General features: G+C 41.7%; 10 protein-coding genes and 1 pseudogene. 1 reads left to right on the forward strand and 10 read right to left on the reverse strand.

Annotated features, from left to right (window positions below):
* Positions 1-48: 48 nt before the first annotated feature.
* From BN4609_RS05215 to BN4609_RS05235, 4 genes are all read right to left on the reverse strand, one after another.
* Positions 49-237, reverse strand: coding sequence for a hypothetical protein (locus BN4609_RS05215; protein ID WP_021993786.1), 189 nt, complete (start codon positions 235-237; stop codon positions 49-51).
* A gap of 1901 nt (positions 238-2138) precedes the next feature.
* Positions 2139-4760 carry a transglutaminase-like domain-containing protein gene (locus BN4609_RS05225; protein WP_068855553.1) on the reverse strand — a complete coding sequence of 874 codons (2622 nt, stop codon included), beginning with the start codon at positions 4758-4760 and terminating at the stop codon, positions 2139-2141.
* Positions 4761-4909: 149 nt separating this feature from the next.
* On the reverse strand, positions 4910-5350 hold the full coding sequence (gene rpiB, locus BN4609_RS05230) for a ribose 5-phosphate isomerase B (protein WP_068855554.1): 441 nt from the start codon (positions 5348-5350) through the stop codon (positions 4910-4912).
* Between the two features lie 12 nt (positions 5351-5362).
* A complete protein-coding gene (locus tag BN4609_RS05235; protein WP_068855652.1) occupies positions 5363-7384 on the reverse strand; it encodes a transketolase family protein in 2022 nt (673 codons plus the stop codon).
* A gap of 651 nt (positions 7385-8035) precedes the next feature.
* On the opposite strand from BN4609_RS05235, the gene BN4609_RS05240 reads away from it, so the two are divergent.
* Positions 8036-11233: a discoidin domain-containing protein gene (locus tag BN4609_RS05240; protein WP_068855555.1), complete on the forward strand. Its 3198-nt coding sequence runs from the start codon at positions 8036-8038 to the stop codon at positions 11231-11233.
* A gap of 1081 nt (positions 11234-12314) precedes the next feature.
* On the opposite strand, the pseudogene BN4609_RS17305 reads toward BN4609_RS05240, so the two are convergent.
* The 6 genes and pseudogenes from BN4609_RS17305 to lpxA form a co-directional block, all read right to left on the reverse strand.
* Positions 12315-12452: pseudogene (locus tag BN4609_RS17305) on the reverse strand (ISAon1 family transposase); the annotation flags it as partial.
* A complete protein-coding gene (locus BN4609_RS16430; RefSeq protein ID WP_164071560.1) occupies positions 12421-12564 on the reverse strand; it encodes a hypothetical protein in 144 nt (47 codons plus the stop codon). The gene BN4609_RS16430 and the pseudogene BN4609_RS17305, both read right to left, overlap by 32 nt.
* 166 nt (positions 12565-12730) lie before the next feature.
* The gene (locus tag BN4609_RS05245) at positions 12731-13219 is read right to left on the reverse strand and encodes a GNAT family N-acetyltransferase (protein ID WP_084791363.1); all 489 of its coding nucleotides are present in this window, start codon (positions 13217-13219) and stop codon (positions 12731-12733) included.
* Between the two features lie 276 nt (positions 13220-13495).
* Positions 13496-16003, reverse strand: coding sequence for a transglycosylase domain-containing protein (locus BN4609_RS05250; RefSeq protein ID WP_068855556.1), 2508 nt, complete (start codon positions 16001-16003; stop codon positions 13496-13498).
* 37 nt (positions 16004-16040) lie between these two features.
* The gene (gene miaA, locus BN4609_RS05255) at positions 16041-16943 is read right to left on the reverse strand and encodes a tRNA (adenosine(37)-N6)-dimethylallyltransferase MiaA (protein WP_068855557.1); all 903 of its coding nucleotides are present in this window, start codon (positions 16941-16943) and stop codon (positions 16041-16043) included.
* Positions 16944-17714: an acyl-ACP--UDP-N-acetylglucosamine O-acyltransferase gene (gene lpxA / locus BN4609_RS05260; RefSeq protein ID WP_068855558.1), complete on the reverse strand. Its 771-nt coding sequence runs from the start codon at positions 17712-17714 to the stop codon at positions 16944-16946. It lies immediately after the preceding gene.
* Between the last annotated feature and the right edge of the window lie 4 nt (positions 17715-17718).

A 17718-nucleotide genomic window follows, 5' to 3' on the forward strand; every position in this document is an offset into this window, starting at 1 on the left:
TTTTTCAGTCCGATGTTATCTTGGTTTCATTTCTTTCGCAGGTGGATGTCAATCGTTGTCCCAGCTGTCCCAGTCACTGTCATTTTTCTTTGCTCGTCCCTCACCTGCTGACGACTCCTCATCACTTATGTCGAGAAAAAGTCCTCCTTCCATCTTTGCAGAACTGCCTGAACCGCTTAGAAGCACTGCCGGAATGTGGAGCAGGCAAATAGCCGGGGCGATATATGTCTTTTTCATGTATTTGTTTTACTGTTATTTTATTACTGTTTTTCTGCCGTTCACAATATAAATGCCATGTCTGAGATTTTCTGCCGAATCCCCCATGTAGCGACCGCAAAGGTCATACACCCCCTTGTGCCGGAGCTGGATATCACGCTCTACCGATATAATCCCACTGGTGACGTCTCCACTGTTTATCTTTGCCGACACATTTCCGTCAGGCATCTTCATGTATGCGCGGAATCCTTTGAGTCTGGAGCCGTCATTTGCCGGAACAGTGAGAGTGACGCCGTCTGCGGATACAAAACGGATTGTCCTGCCGTATATGGCTGTGGGGTTGAATATTCCGACGAACGAGCATTCGTACGTGGACGCGTCCCGGCATGCGTGGGTTACGGTCTCCGGACGGTTTGCGGTGATGGTCTTGTTTGTGAAAACAGGATTCTTTATTTCGGTTCCCTCAATGGGACGCACCATATACGGTACGCCTGCCTTTGTCACGGAGACACGTTTGAAAATGAGATTGAGACTGTTGTCCGGGTTCACCTCCACATCGGTGAACTCCTGAAAATCCGCCCCTTGAAACTGTTCCCTTATGTCTTCTGCTGTAAGCGGGAATGGCAGACACACGGTATACCATCCTCCGTCACCGACAAAAGTCCTCTGAAGGGTAACCTCATCGAGAGTGGCGTTGTAATGTGTGCTTATCACACCGCTGTTGTCAGCAGATTGCGAACTTCCGTCTAATGTTATTACGTCAGACGGAGAGTCCGTACACATCTTATACAAAGAAATCCTACTGTTGATTGCTGAATATAATTTAAATAAGCCCTGAAAGCCCTGAGATGCGTTCTTATTATAATTATATCCGATTCTGTATTTTGATTTGAACGTTATTGTAGCGGTTCCGCCATCTATTTTTATGCTTGCTTTAGAATATTCATCAGCCTTCTCATAAAACGACAGTTTGTTCGTGGAAGACNCGTCAGACGGAGAGTCCGTACACATCTTATACAAAGAAATCCTACTGTTGATTGCTGAATATAATTTAAATAAGCCCTGAAAGCCCTGAGATGCGTTCTTATTATAATTATATCCGATTCTGTATTTTGATTTGAACGTTATTGTAGCGGTTCCGCCATCTATTTTTATGCTTGCTTTAGAATATTCATCAGCCTTCTCATAAAACGACAGTTTGTTCGTGGAAGACCCTCCCAGATAAGATGTTCCGGTATGAAACCGCCATCCGGCAGACAACTTCCCGAGCCGGAAAACCTGCACGTCATCATTTACCGTCACCTCATCACCGCTTATATCGATGTTTGAGGCATAAATGCAGTCCTTTGCATTATTCGTTCTTTTGCCTAATGCAGCACCTTCTTCGGAATCGACAATAACCACGGCATCACCGTCATTAAGCTCTGACACATCACGGACAAGAGTGAATCTTGTATTGTCCTGCGCCTGCACGGCAATACTAAATCCAATAACTGAAAATAAAATCAGACTTCTGAGAAATGTTTTCATTTTAATGCTATGTTTTATCATGTCACAAACGGCATCTGTGTGAATGCATCAATATAATTGGTGGAGGCAGAAGTCGGTGATGTGATATCATGAGACAAAGCTAACAAAAATAACATTATGCGCCAAATTTTCCACGCATTAATACATCAAAATATGGAAAACAAACAGCTGTAGTTCAGTATTTTATGAATACAAATGACATTTGTTGGAATGGAAGTATGCAGGATATGGGTAAATACTAACGTGCAAAATATTATCAAGTATATATAAGCTTTTAACCCAAACCGTTAGAAAATAGTGTCTCTATTATTTCTATTACGATTTGGGCTAAATAATTTATAGTACAGCGGTGGTGTCCTCTAATTTATATATTACATATTATATAATATTGGTTACAATTTTTTTATCACGTTAAGTATCTGTTCACCTATACCTATGGTGTATCCTTGTGAGACAAAAACTACCCTATTGAAAGTGTCGGCAATGATGAATATAGGCAACTGTCGTTTGTCATTGAGTTTCATCTGCTGAACAAGTTGCTTCATGATCTCACCATTTTTATCAGTACCGAATATTGTTCCAGACGGCAATGAGGAAAATTCTGCTGAGTTGAACTTGCTCATTGAGGCATTGTTTTCAAAAAGCAGAACAAGAGGACGTCCCCATTGCTCAAACTGAGTCTTTATTTTTTCAATGTCGTGCAACGTGTGGTTTGTCGGTTCCTGACCACTATTTATTACACCCAAAACATAATAACCACGACCGGTCTGAGAAAGAATTGAAACGTCTTTCCCGTCTTTATCGAAAATTGACTCACTATTGAACGAGCCAATCACACTTATTGCAGATGTGCTTTGGAGCATATCAAGAGACACCGTTGTTATCTTGCCCTCCAAAATGTTGAATATCTTGTTAGAAACAAGCACACTGCCGTTGGCAAGACGTGTTCCTGTAGTGAGCATATAAGTTCCTGTATCAAGCGATACGCCTTTTTTGAATGTGTTGCCCCAACTTGTTCCGTTACCCATATCAGCTTGTCCTTCCTCCATGTTCAGCAGTTGAGTGCATCCGTTTTCTATTTTACTTATGGTGAAATGACTGTAATATAATGGATCCTCAAGATGTTTTTGAGGCACATATGACAGAATAAGTTTTCCTTTTCTACCCTTTTTTATTATATCTTTCTCATCGAAGTTTACGTCTATCCATTCATTACCAAAGCGATATTGAACCTTTGAAGTTATAGCATCTTTCCGTGCTTCAATACCAAGACTTCTGGCAGCGTCTACAAACAGTATATCTCTGGAACGCGGTGTGGTTATGCGTGACTTCATGGCACCAACCGGTGTCTGCGCAATCTGAAGGGCAAGACTGTCTGTATCAATTCTTATATTATCGCTTATCCATGCAGCTAATTCTGACGGATTATTCCGGAATCTGTCAGCTTCTTCTTTGCTGAATGCCGACGCCAAATAATGTTTGAATGGGCGAATAATCATCTCGTCTTCTACTCTTGGCGACAACTGATTGCTTTGTGCGGTATAATTGTCTTCAAGTATCTCTGTTGTTATATCTCGCAGATCTTTATCGCTGAGTGTGGCAAGCAACGCAACGACACGCTGTGGATTATCCCTGTGACGGTTAATGAAATCAACGATAGTTTTATGATTACCTCTTGATTTTACAATGTATTCGGAAGCATACTCAGCAATTTTATCAGCCTCATCTTCAGTTAAGAATGTTGACACATATGCTTTTCGAAGTGAATCCTCATATGCAAATCTTTTCTGATTTACTTTTATCTGCTCCTCACTGAGATATGGTATTACGGCTTTTTCAGGAGGAGGCACTATAGTCATTGTATCTTCTATAATACTGCTATTGTCCAAGATTGTAGCTTGATTATCCGTATCAATATTAATGGTAATGCTATGGTCTTTTCCAAAAGATACTTTACGCCATGCGTAGCGGTTGTCTTTTGAAGCCCAAATTAGCATGTCTCCCTTGCCTGCGGTAAGACTCGTTTGTCCGTTATTGTCGGTGTATTTTGTCGCAACTGTACAGAATTCGGCATAGTTGTATATTTTGAAATCAATTCTTGCATTGTTTATAGGTGTATTATTTTTATCTGTAACAGTTATTATGAGTGGTGCTGTGTCAGCATAGTTGTCTGTCACGTTTATTTCTGTAAAATTGGATGACCGTAGAATCACTTCTTCAGGACCATTATAATTACCGAATACCCTTGTATGCATGAGCATAGCACGTGATGCCGGAGCATTGAACCATCCAAGGTTAAGCACAGGTTCAGGCTCGCAAGCTCCGAGAAAATACCATTTGCCATCAGCCCACGCTTCAACCCAGGCATGATTGTCATCTGTATGCGCCCAGCGTGGTGTATATACCTGACGTGCCGGTATACCTACAGAACGTAGAGCAGCAACCGTAAAAGTACTTTGTTCGCCACAACGTCCAGTGGCAGTTCTGACAGTTGCCAGCGGAGATGAAGTTCTTGCGTCAGAAGGTTGGTATGTCACTTTCTCATGACACCAATGGTTTACCTCTAAAATCGCATCATACATGTTTTTACCATTTACTCTTTCTTTAAGTTCATTGTAAAACACCATTCTTGAGGAATCAAGAGCTTCATTATTTACTCTGACAGGAATAACAAAGTGTCTGAATAAATTCTCCGGAACGCTGGCTCCCCATGCCATTTCTCTTCTCGCCTTCAATGAACATCTTATGTTATCCAAGAAAAATGAAGTAGGGTAGTCTGTTATATCAGCAAGCGGCATATAAGCATAAAGGAACATAAGGACGTTTTTCTCTTCAGACGTAATGTCAATTCCGTTCAAATAAAAAAACTCTTTTCCGATGACATTCATTCTTTCTGTAAAAGTTAGCTCTGTATCTTTTTTACGAGATATGTCATCATTATAATTGTTTATGGCATTTGACGTCATGCAGCTTACCATGACGTATAGTAGTAAAATGATTCGGAGTTTTTTCATAATATAAGTGAATTATAAAGGTGAGAAAAAAGCAGTACCTTATAATTCTGTTTTCTTTTGTTTATTGTTCAATAATAAAACTAAAACCAGAAAAATGCCGTCTGCATTTTATCTCACCTTTACTGATTAATTTATATTTTCCTTTCCTTTTACAGCTGGTCTATCTTATTGATTCTATTTTGATGACGTCCGCCTTCAAATGTAGTACTGAAAAACTCATTCAATATTTTTTCTGCCGCTTTGTTATCGATGAACCGTCCTGGCAAAACAAGAACATTTGCATCATTGTGCTGCCTTATCATATGAGCAATTTCCTGTGTCCATGCGAGACCGGCTCTTACACCTTTATGTCGATTGAGTGTCATACACATACCCTCACCGCTACCGCATATTCCTATTCCCGGATATACCTCACCATTAACAATTCCGTCAGCAAGAGCATGAGCGAAATCGGGATAGTCACAACTCATATCACTGTATGTGCCATAATCCTTGTATGGAATATGATGTTCCTCAAGATATTGCACCACAAATTTTTTTAATGCATAACCAGCATGGTCGCATGCTATTCCAACAGTCTTTACTTCCATAGTTTTACGTTTTTATTTATTAGATATAAACATTTTAACCTGCTTGTATATATTTTCAGCAGTGAATCCCAGTTTCTCATCAAGTACCTTGTATGGTGCGGAATATCCAAACGAATTCATTCCATAAACCATTCCGTTAGAACCCACCAATCCTTCAAGCGTAACGGAAAGTCCTGCCGTAAGACCGAATATTTTAGCTCCGGTTGGAAGTATATTTTCCTGATATTCTTTACTCTGACATCTGAAGAGACCTTCTGATGGAACACTTACGACACGTAGTCTTACACCGTCTTTACGCAATAACTCTGCTCCGGCAAGAAGTGTTGCTACTTCAGAACCTGAAGCAAGGAGGATAACATCATAGTCTTCATCAGAGCCATTTACAATATATGCACCCTTGCGCACCTGCTCATAATCAGTACCTTCCGGGAGGCTATTGACCGGCTGTCTGGAAAAAATCAATGCTGTAGGAGTATCCATATTCTCTACAGCCATTTGCCAGCATACGGTTGTCTCTCCGGCATCTGCAGGACGGAATACTCTTACTGAGTCTTGACCTTTATGATTCTTAAGCTTTTCCATGAGACGTATTTGAGCCTCTTGCTCAACAGGTTCATGGGTAGGTCCGTCCTCTCCCACACGGAACGCATCGTGCGACCATATGAACTTTATAGGTACTTGCATCAAAGCAGCCATTCTTATCGCAGGTTTCATATAGTCTGAGAATACAAAGAACGTTCCGCACGCGGGAATAACTCCTCCATGAAGATACATACCTATACATATACATGCCATTGTCAATTCGCTTACTCCAGCCTGAAAGAAAGCACCACTGAAATCATCGGCTTTGAACTCATGTGTCTTTTTCAGGAATCCGTCCGTTTTATCAGAGTTGCACAAATCCGCTGAAGAACAGACCATGTTGTGTACCTGCTCTCCTAATATTCCCAGACAAACAGATGATGCCACACGTGTTGCAACATCTCTTTTTTGCGTAACAGAACTCCAGTCTACCTTTGGAGCTTTCCCTGAGAACCACTCGTCCATGAGTGTTGCTGTTTCCGGATTGTCCTTCCTCCATTTGTCCTCTGCAATATGCCGCTGTTCAACAATTTTAAGCAACTCTTTCTTTCTATTTTCGTAAAGTTCCTTTACGTCGTCGAATATGACAAACGGATTATTTATATCGCCTCCGAGATTCTTGACAGTATTGACATAAGATTCCTGCCCTAAAGGTGCTCCATGCGTGTTAACATTTCTTTCATAACTGGTTCCGTCAGCCTTGATGGCACCTTTTCCCATTATAGTATGTCCTATTATAAGAGTAGGACGGTCCTTTTCGTTATTTGCATTTTTAAGAGCCTCACGTATTTCATCAGGATCATTTCCATTTATTTCCAGAACATTCCACCCCCACGACTGGTATTTCATCTTGGTGTTCTCGTTCATTACAGTATCACATTCCGTAGATAACTGTATTTCATTTGCGTCATAGAACATTATAAGATTATTCAGATGCAGCAGACCGGCAACACGTCCGGCACCCTGTGAAATTTCCTCCTGAATACCGCCATCAGATATATAGGCATATATCTTATGCTGCATCATGGTATGGCTCAGACGTGCCTCAAGAAATTTTTCAGCAATAGCCGCACCTACTGCATAAGTATGTCCTTGCCCCAAAGGTCCTGATGTATTTTCTATTCCATGTCTTATATCTCGCTCAGGATGTCCTGGGGTGACAGAACCCCATTGTCTGAATTCCTTAAGTTCATCTATTGTATATTTACCTTGCATTGCAAGAGCTGAATATAACATTGGGGACATATGACCTGGATCAAGATAAAATCTGTCACGTCCTTCCCATTCAGGATTATTTGGATCGTACACCAAAAACTCTGAGAAAAGTACATTAATGAAATCAGCTCCTCCCATCGCACCACCTGGATGACCAGACTTTGCTTTCTCTACCATCGATACAGCAAGAATCCTGATGTTGTCTGCTGCATGATTCATTAAATTCTTATTGTTCATTATGATTTTTGTTTGAAATGTAGTCTTTATGGATTTATAATGCAAATATAGGGAAAATGTTTTACTTAAATACATATTCACAAAATAAAAGTGCAGCTTTTATCGGGTTTTTCGTTTTTACATATATTAATATAAGCTTGTTATGAACATAATATAATAAAGTCATCTTCAACAAGCCCATATAAACTGCAACTATAATTTCTTTAAATCAGTGAAGTCATTAACACTATTTGGATTTATTCATATATATATTTATAACCTACGGATACATCCTATAAACCCATTTGTTATATTAAGAAAAAATATCGTATGTAAGTAAGTGTTTTTTCATTCGGCGTTGATATTAGTGTGTTATTGATAATAATCATATGCAGTATATGCCGTTTCACAACTGGATATTAACACCAATACTTATATATCAATACTTCGGTAAAAATTTACCGCGCTAAAAGTTAAACATTTGAAGCCGGCTATCCGGTTTCACTATATAAAAGTTCATTGAAATACTGTCAATAACTATCGCTTGAGCAAGCTGTAAAAGGTCTAGAAAAGACTCTGAAAAATTGTCTAAAATATTGATAATTAGGCAATAAAAGTATTGCATAAGTCGCTGATTATTAGTAACTTAGAGTTTTCTATAATGAAAGAGACATGTGGGTGAACCAGTATGGCGACCCTACCTACGTCGACGATTTCGGCTGGCCCGGTCTTTCCGGACGTATGCTGGAGCGTTCTGTCATCAGTTCCATGCCTTTCGAGACATCCTTCTGTGTCGGTCTTGGCAAGCACCGCTTTGTGGAGGGTGAGAAACAGAACACTCAGGACTGGTATCACAGCGGCGTGCAGAGCATCATGCCGACGTGGCGCTACTGGATAGAGAACAAGGAAGGTCTGGATGTGTCAATCGACTGGGATGACGCATACAACTTCGGAAGCTCACTTAAAATTTCCGGGATACTTCTTCCCGGCAATCATCTGATGCGTCTGTACAAAACCATGATACCTGTAAACTCTGGAGGAACACTCCGGCTGGTTTACAAGACAAGCACGCCCGGCTCGGTAGAGGTGAGACTCGCTACTGAAAGTAAGGTTGACGGAGAGATGATTACACTCACAAACCCGAAGACAACAGAAAAGAACGGCTGGACTGTCTGTGAATATGACCTATCTTCTTTGAACGGGAAAACAGTCTACATGATTGCTATCAATATGAAGACTGACACCAAAGTTGCTGATTACTCTTTGTCGCTTGGAGAGCTTGCCATGCTTCCCGAATCCTATGCTCCGGCTGCTGTGACTGTCAACAACCTCTCTACAACGAGCGTGCTCGGTGAGGAGAAGGGCGACATCCGCGTGACATGGGATTACAGTTATACTGCCGACTTCGATCATTTCGACATCTATACCGAGACAGCCGACGGCACACGCAAGCTCGTGGGACAGACACGAGGTGGCGGCTTTTACATTCCTCCGTTCGAGCGCAACGCCAATGACGAGTATGTCAATGTGCTCGTTGTGCCTGTGATGAAGGACATGAGGCAGCAGCCGGCACAGACTCTGAAGGTAAACTATCCCACACCAAAGGTTCCTACCGTGACATTCAAACTCTCCAAGAGCTACATCAACGTGGGCGAGACAGCCACAATCACCGCAAAGGGAACAGGCAAGCCAACCGCATGGAAGTGGACTCTTCCGGAAGGACTGGAGCTCGTAGACGGCTCGCTGACCGACAGCAGGATAACTGTAAAAGGCTTGAAGAGCGGACGTCAGAGCGTCACGGTAGAGGCGACAAATGCCGTTGGTACATCCACAACTACGAAAGAGGTACTTGATGTGATGGAAGCCGGTGAGGAGAAAGAGGTATATAACGTGGTTATGAATAAAACTGTGGTATCGTTTAGTGGTTCTACAAACTCAACCGAAGTGCCGTCCAAGATTATTGACGGCGTGGAGCGTCCTAACAGTACAAGCGACAAGTGGTGCAACGTGAGTGCTGACAACTGGGTGATATTCGACCTTGAAGGTGCATATCTTGTCTATGGTTTCAAGATATTCGACGGCAATTCCGGTCCGGAAAGCGGAGTGGACCAAATCCGTTCGTACACCATCGAGCTGTCTGACGACGGTGAGCACTGGACGACAGTGGTGGATGAGGAGGACCGCGAGAGCGAGTCAATCAAGACAGACTACATAGCTCCTTATAAGGCTCGATACCTACGCCTATCTCCGCATGTGAGCGGAACACTCCGCATATGGGAGTTCGAGGTGTTCGGAAAGGACGACAACAACCTCACTGTAGAGATGCAGCCTGCAGAACTGAAACTTAATGCCGTGGAGGCAAAGAACATTGTGGTGAAATACAATCTAAACGGTGACGAACGTGCTGAGCAGTTCAGCTGTAGTGCGGTTGCGGGGAAGAACAATGTGATTGTAGGAAAGATAACCGAGAATGAACAGGAGGGAACATTTACTGTGCCAGTAACAGCCGGGAAAATAATGGGATTGGACAAAGTGACTATCCGGATTAACAACGGTGAATTGTATAAAGAACGTGTAGTCAATGTAATTATAGATACTGACGAGCAGCCCAATGTGCTTGCCGGAACAGAGGCTACATTGCGCCATTATAAGTCAGACTTTTCGTTCGAGGCTGAGTTTGATGAGTTAAAGACCGGTACTCTTACCGACGGCAACACCACAGACGAGGGTTGCGGTGAGATAGAGACGCCGTCTATGTTCAAGAAAGACTTCTGGACCATATTCACCGCTCCGGAAGGCAAGAACTGGAACATCTCTAAGGTGAAGATATATATCCCGGGCGAGAACCAGGCTGAGAACGACAACGGAAAGAGCGGAGCCGCCAACAACGAGATAAGTATCATGATGGGCAACGACCTCACCAACCTCACGGCAGTGAAGACTTTCGCCGGTCTCGACAAGGTTTCCGAACTTGAGTATATCCTGCCGGAGTACAAGAGCTGCAAGTATCTCGCCATAGTATGCACGCTCAACCCTTACTTCTATCCCACACTCGCTGAGGTGGAGGCATTCGAGCAGTTTGCAGAGGCGGTGCCTGTAACAGGTCCTGTGTCTGTTAAAGGATTCAATTATGATGTCATTGCTGAGAGCAAGCCTTGTGCAAAATCCACCAACGGATATCTCGATATGCAAGGATGGGTGTTCTACACCACTTCTGTTCAGGAGGGTGGAGCTATTGCCGGTGACAACCACATTGTAAAGACTGCTTCAGGCAAGGAATTCAAATTGGCGGACTATGCTCAGAACAACGCACTCGTATTGAATGAAAGCGGTGTAAGCCATGACCTTGTATTTGACAATCCGGAGAAGTGTTCAGAGCTTTATTTCCTGATGACTTCCACCGGCGGGCAGTCTGATGTTGAAGTAACAGCCAATTATGATGATGGCACAGCAAGCAGCACATCTGTATTCAGTCCGGATAACTGGTACAATTATTATCCTTCAGGAGACGAAGCTGTATATGGTATAAGTAGAATACCCACTACAACTATACCAGGTTTCTTCACTGAAGATGTACCTGACAATAATTACAAATTCCGTCTTTATGAGTATACACTGCCTACAGACCGTAACAAGAAAGTGAAGTCAGTATCGTTTAAGACAGACTCTTACAGCTGGCCTACCATTCTTGCTATATCCAAAACAGGATATAATGTGGCAACGGATATAACAAGCACAGTCAAGAATGTATTTGAGAAAGAGATTCAGGCTATATATACCATCAACGGTATAAAACTGAACGCTCCGCAGAAAGGCATCAACATTATAAGATACACTGACGGTACGGCGAAGAAAGTAATAATAAGATAACCGTCGGAAAACACTCTATAAAATAGTTATAGCAGGGTGGGGGCATGCTCGTATGTCCTCACCTTTTTTATTGAGTGCCACAAGGCGGTGAGGTTGGTTTCCTGTTTCCACCATGCATATTGGTGGCGTCAGCCAGTAGAGACGCAAGATTTTGCGTCTCCCATGGAGCCATGCGCAATTTATCCCAGTTATAATCAGCGTGTTTTCATTGCGTTTGTTGCTTGTGAGACGCAAAATTTTGCGTCTCTACTTTTAGCATGCAGCGTAATAAAAGTGTGAATAATGTTGCGCTATTACAATGGCGTATGCCAGTAGAGACGCAAAATTTTGCGTCTCCCGAGGAGCCATGCGCAATTTATCCCAGTTATAATCAGCGTGTTGTAATAGCGTTTCCTGCTTGTGAGACGCAAGATTTTGCGTCTCTACTTTATATGTCGCGCTTTTTTATATGTATCCTTTGCGCCACCGCAGTATGAAAAATCGCATGACACGAAAGTTGTCCGACATCGCCATATGGAATATTCCGTTATGTGCATTCCGTATTAATACATATGACAAAATAAACAATGCCAACCTCATGATACCGCTCTATTTATTCGCGAACGGCATTTCCGGTGAAAATACGCGGGTTTTGAGCATTTTGTGAAATTATTTGATATACAGCGGTTTACGTATTTGTGTATCACGGAACAGCTGATTCCGCTTTACGAAAAAGCCTTTCCAGTGTTGCGGAAAAGCCCGTTTGGGGTGATGACATGTAACGTTTTGCAGTGCGTAAAAGGCATTTTCATGACTGCGTGTCGCTATTTCCGTATATCAAAAAGCCAGTTTGGGAATTTCGGGAACAAATATTCGGTAATCTGGGATATACGAAAATGTATATAGGTAACCACCACACAATGTTTCCGATTCTGTTTTGAGAAATATTTTTGTCAATATTTTTTACTTCCCGTTATGTGTAAATTTTCATTTTAAAAGATATGCCACTCTATTCTGAACATATGAATGCATCTACTTCTGAAATTATGACAGGTGAAACTTTTGGTTTATTGCAAGAAGAAAAACAGGGGTCAGTAGATTTTTAGTGGGGATAGGCATACAGTTTAGCAATACGGAATAAGAAAAACTTCTTGTCAACAACTCCCCTGAGATTCGCTCTGAAGAGTTTGATTTTAGCGTTGAATGATTCAGCGAGCGCATTTGATGAACGGTTGTTGTAGAGGATTCATCTTCTCGTCCAGGCTGATGTGTATCTCTCCGGTGGTTTGCTCAATGCCAACTATCGAAAAGTAATCCAATATCTGTGTGGGCAGTACGATACCGGCCAACATATTCAAATAATCTTTTTCCATACTGCAAAGTAAAGGACTTTTCGATTTTCTTACAAATTTATCCCCACTAAATTTCTACTGACCCAAAAACAGGGCTTATTAATTGGTGTTTATCTGTATAACGATAATAAGCTTTCTTAAATATAGAGTGATGCCGGAGCATCCGTTAATGTCGTTTCATTTCCAGAATTGGAAACGGATTTCCTGCGTCGTCAAACTCATTGCGTTTGAACACCTTGAACCCCATGTGTTCGTAGAATCTACGGGCATTAGGATTCTGTTCATTGACATTAACAAACTCTATGTCCAATTTATCAAATGCAATTTTGATGAAAACCTTGCCCAAACCTTTCCTGAAACAGTCCGGATGGAGAAATAGCATCTCAATTTTACGGTTTTGAATACCCATAAAACCGACCGGACGCTGCCGGTCTTCCATCACCCATAGGGTTTCTATTCCACGCAATGCATCTTCGGCTTGTGGTGTAAGGCGAATGATATCGTCTTCTGTGAGAAAATGATGGCTCGCACGTACGGATGATTTCCATATGTCCGATAATGTGTCTATCATCATCGGAGTTCTTTTATCCTTTTCAATTTCGAGTACCACGACACCGGATTCATTTATATATATTGTCTGAGATGATTCGTTCATTTTGTTGCTGAGTTAAGATGTTGTAATCAGAATTGCGTTATTCAGTTCGACATACTTACATATATGCCTGTCATCCATTTATTTCCATACAGCAGTGACATCTTTATACCGTTTCCCGCTTTTGCCAGACGTATACAGCTATATCTTCGACAAAAGCGGGAAACAGGTTGTTTGACAGCATCCGAAATGTGGAGGATTTATAATGAACTGATTGTGTTTAACGACAAGTTCTGTTTATTATAACTCATGTATCACTCAAATCATTATATCCATGTGCTATAAATCCTCAAGCTTTACTTCCTCCTCTTTAACCGGACGCAGTTCTTTTTTCTCTTTTTTATTATCTTTATGGTTTTCCTTGTTATTATTACTTCCACTACTCAAGTTGCTATGTTTTACATTTTCTACGGGAGTTTCACTGTTCTCTGTTACTTCAGTTGTAACCTCAGTACTGTCAGTTTCCAGAGTATCGGTTTTTGCCGTGGCATAGTAACTCGGGCAATTGTACATACTGTAAGAAATGTCACTGTCTTTGGGTTTACCGAACTTTGCGTGATATTGTTTAAATGCCGGATCGGAAAGCAGGGAACTAAGGAAGTATCCGCATATAGGCAATGCCGTTCTGCTTCCTTGTCCGAGCGCGCCCGTACGGAAGTGTATGCTTCGGTATTCTCCACCTACCCAGGCTCCAACAACGAGTTTCGGGCTTACACCCATAAACCATGCGTCAGAATGATTGTTTGACGTTCCAGTCTTGCCGCCCCATTCTGTATCGTTGTATTTTCCGACATATCCCCATAGGCTTTGTGAAGTACCTCCCGGTTCTCTCAGTCCTCCGAGGAGCATCTGTTGCATAAGGAATGCGGACTTATACGGAATGACCTGTGTTTCTTCAGTAGGACAGGTGTAAACTTCTTTACCATCCTTGTCTATTATTTTCACAACAAGTACAGGTGCGACATGTTTGCCGTCGTTCGAAACAGTGCAATATGCATTGGTCAACTCCAGAAGATTAACATCGCTTGAGCCGAGTGCAAGCGACGGTGCATCATCAAGCGGACTTTGAATACCCATCTTGTTCGCTGTTTCAATGATTCTTTTTATACCCATCTCCTGTCCGAGTCTGACGGCAATGGAATTGATGCTTCTTGCGAATGCGCTCTTTAACGGCATGGAGTCTCCTGTGAAATATCCATTTGCATTTGACGGAGTCCATTTCACGACATCTTTTTTCTGCTTGTCATAAACCTCCATGCTGAAGTACTCGTCCCTTCTTTTATCACACGGTGTGAGTCCTTGGTTCATTGCCTCGGTGTATACAAAAAGCTTGAACGTTGAACCGGGCTGTCTCATGGCTGTTACCTTATCATATTTCCATGAGTTGAAATCTATGTCTCCTACCCATGCCTTTACCGCTCCTGTCTGAGGTTCCATTGCCACAAACGAGCAGTGCATGAATCTTACCATGTAACGTATGGAGTCCATTGTGGACATTTCTTTTTCGATTACTCCTTTGTCATAGTCAAACAGTTTGACTTTATGAGGTTTGTTAAGATAGTATGTTATAGAGTCCGGATTGTTTGGAAACCTCGCAAGTAGATTCTTATATACAGGTTGTTTCTTGGCGATGTCCTCTATAAAATTAGGAATGACCTGATGTCTCTCGTCTCTCCATGGATCTTCTTTTCCCCAATGATTATTGAAGTTGCGCTGTACAATCTTCATCTGTTTCAATGCCGCCTGTTCGGCATAGCGTTGCATGCGCGTGTCTATTGTTGTGTATATCTTGAGACCATCGTTGTACAAATCATAATTATTCTCGTCACACCAGTCTCTCAAATAGTTGGCAACCGCCTCGCGGAAATATAGGGCCTGACCGTCATAGTTGCCCTCGACACTATAGTTCAGCTTGATTGGTATCTGACACAGAGAGTCATATTCCACACGCGTTATGTCACCGTGCTTCACCATGTTGTTAAGAACTATGTTACGGCGTTTCAGACTATTATCGGGATTGGCTATGGGATTATAATAGGTTGTTGCCTTCAGCATACCGACAAGCACGGCGACCTGTTCTGTCGTGATGTCTGCCGGTGTGGTGTTAAAGTATGTCTTGCATGCAGTCTTTATACCGAATGCGTTGGAGCCGAAGTCTACCGTATTGGCATACATGGTAAGAATGTCTTTCTTATCGTAAAGATATTCTATCTTTGTGGCGATGATCCATTCCTTGCTTTTCATTATAAGCATTCTTACGCCTGGTATCTTTCCCAACAACCCGGTGGAGTATTGGGTGCGTACCCTGAACATATTCTTGGCAAGTTGCTGGGTTATCGTGGAAGCTCCACGTGCATCATTCCTCAGTATGGCATCCTTGGCAGCGGCAAAAAGACCTATCACGTCAATTCCATGATGACTGTAGAAACGTTCGTCCTCGGTATCGATGAGCGCTTTCCAGAATGCCGGATTTACATCCTCATATTTTACCGGAGTTCTGTTCTCGTTAAAAAACTTGCCAATCAGAACACCGTCTGCACTGTATATTTCGGACGCCTGATTAGTGCTGGGATTCTTTATTTGAGAGAATCCTGGCGATTTTCCGAAAAGCCAGAGAAAGTTCATATCCACCATACCCAAATATATGATGAACGCAATTATGCATGACGCAAGTCCGACTGCGGTCTTTATATACCATGCTTTGTTTTTATATAAGCTTCTGTACCATTTGAAAAAAGATGTGACAGACTGTCTACACCATTGCAGAATGTTCTTAAATGTGCTCATTATTGATTATGATTTTGTGCAAATGTACAAAATTTGTTTATTCACATAGATTATTTTCTATATAATTTATGATTTCTTTAATATTGTGTGGGGCAAACCATCTGACTGTATTGTCGCGCTTGAACCATGTCTGCTGTTTCCTGCAATAGCGGCGTGTGTTGCTTTGTATTCGGCGTATCGCCTCATCCAGAGAGATATTACCGTCAAAATATTCGAACAGTTCCTTATAACCTACTGTGTTTAATGAATTGTAGTGTCTGTAAGGATAAACACGTTTTGCTTCTTCAAGAAATCCTTGACTTAACATATCTATAACCCTTGTATTGATACGGTTATAAATGTACTCACGCTCTGCTGTAAGTCCTATCTTAACAATGTTGAAAGGACGCTCTTTTCGTTGTCTCTTCAGATATGACGAATAGGTATTTCCTGTCATATGACATATCTCGAGTGCATGAATAACTCTGCGTGGATTCTTTTTATCTATAAGTTTCCAATGGTCATAGTCAAGTGTTTTCAGCTCGTCCACAAGAGCCTCAAGCCCTTCGGTTTCAAGGCGTTCTTTCATTATTTTTCTTGTGGTGTCGTCAATTGTCGGTATGTCATCAATGCCATTGCATACAGTATCTATATACATCATACTGCCACCACTCATAAGTGCAATAGAATTCTCTTGAAACATATCGTTCAAGAGAGCCATTACGTCAGCTTCAAACATTGAAGCGTTATAATAATCTGATATATGAAGGTTTCCTACAAAAAAATGCTTTACTCTCGTCTGTTGTTCCTTGGTAGGTGCCGCAGTTCCAATGGGTATTTCTGCATACATCTGCCGTGAATCCGCATTGATTATCGGAATATTAAAGTGTTCTGCAACTTCTATTGCAACTTTTGTCTTACCAATACCTGTCGGTCCTATAATAACAATGAGAGTATTCATTTAGCGAATGATCCCACGTTTTGATGATTCTACAAAATCTATGATGTATTGTATTTCTTTCGTAATTTGTATGTTTCTTTTTATTTCCAAGATTCCTTCAGCCAGAATCCCTTTGGAATATAATAATCTGTATGCGTTATGGATAAGGTCTATCAGTTCATTGGAAAAGCCTCTTCGGCGAAGTCCGACAAGGTTTATACCGGCATATCTGATTGGCTCTTTTCCTGCTATAATATATGGCGGAATGTCTTGGCTGAAACGGCTTCCACCCTGAATCATAACATATCCGCCTATATGACAGAATTGATGGCATAATACAGCACCGCTTATGACAGCATTGCTGTCAACGACCACTTCTCCTGCAAATTTTGTTGAATTGCCGATAATCAGATTATCACCAAGGATGCAGTCGTGGGCAACATGCACTGTTTCCATAAGCAGATTGTTGTTTCCTACCTTTGTTGTCCCTTTTGAGGCTGTGCCTCGTGATATTGTCACATTTTCCCTTATACTGTTTTTATTGCCTATCTCACAGGTTGTTGATTCCCCGCGATATTTCAGATCTTGCGGTTTTGTGGAAATGCTTGCTCCCGGAAATATCTCATTTTCATTGCCAATACGTGCACCGTTGTGTATTGTCACACTGTTCATCAGGACATTATTGTCACCAATAACTACATCTTTGTCTATACAGCAGAAAGGTCCTATAATATTATTATCTCCAATTTGAGCTTCCGGATGAATGTATGCTAATGGACTTATCTGATTCATTTTT

The sequence above is a fragment of the Leyella lascolaii genome (genome assembly GCF_900079775.1).
GTDB classification, from domain to species: Bacteria; Bacteroidota; Bacteroidia; order Bacteroidales; family Bacteroidaceae; genus Prevotella; species Prevotella lascolaii.

Coding starts and splice junctions, on each gene's coding strand:
- BN4609_RS05215 (WP_021993786.1), bottom strand. CDS start 237: ATGAAAAAGACATATATCGCCCCGGCTATTTGCCTGCTCCACATTCCG.
- BN4609_RS05225 (WP_068855553.1), bottom strand. CDS start 4,760: ATGAAAAAACTCCGAATCATTTTACTACTATACGTCATGGTAAGCTGC.
- rpiB (WP_068855554.1), bottom strand. CDS start 5,350: ATGGAAGTAAAGACTGTTGGAATAGCATGCGACCATGCTGGTTATGCA.
- BN4609_RS05235 (WP_068855652.1), bottom strand. CDS start 7,384: ATGAACAATAAGAATTTAATGAATCATGCAGCAGACAACATCAGGATT.
- BN4609_RS05240 (WP_068855555.1), top strand. CDS start 8,036: ATGTGGGTGAACCAGTATGGCGACCCTACCTACGTCGACGATTTCGGC.
- BN4609_RS16430 (WP_164071560.1), bottom strand. CDS start 12,564: ATGTTGGCCGGTATCGTACTGCCCACACAGATATTGGATTACTTTTCG.
- BN4609_RS05245 (WP_084791363.1), bottom strand. CDS start 13,219: ATGAACGAATCATCTCAGACAATATATATAAATGAATCCGGTGTCGTG.
- BN4609_RS05250 (WP_068855556.1), bottom strand. CDS start 16,003: ATGAGCACATTTAAGAACATTCTGCAATGGTGTAGACAGTCTGTCACA.
- miaA (WP_068855557.1), bottom strand. CDS start 16,943: ATGAATACTCTCATTGTTATTATAGGACCGACAGGTATTGGTAAGACA.
- lpxA (WP_068855558.1), bottom strand. CDS start 17,714: ATGAATCAGATAAGTCCATTAGCATACATTCATCCGGAAGCTCAAATT.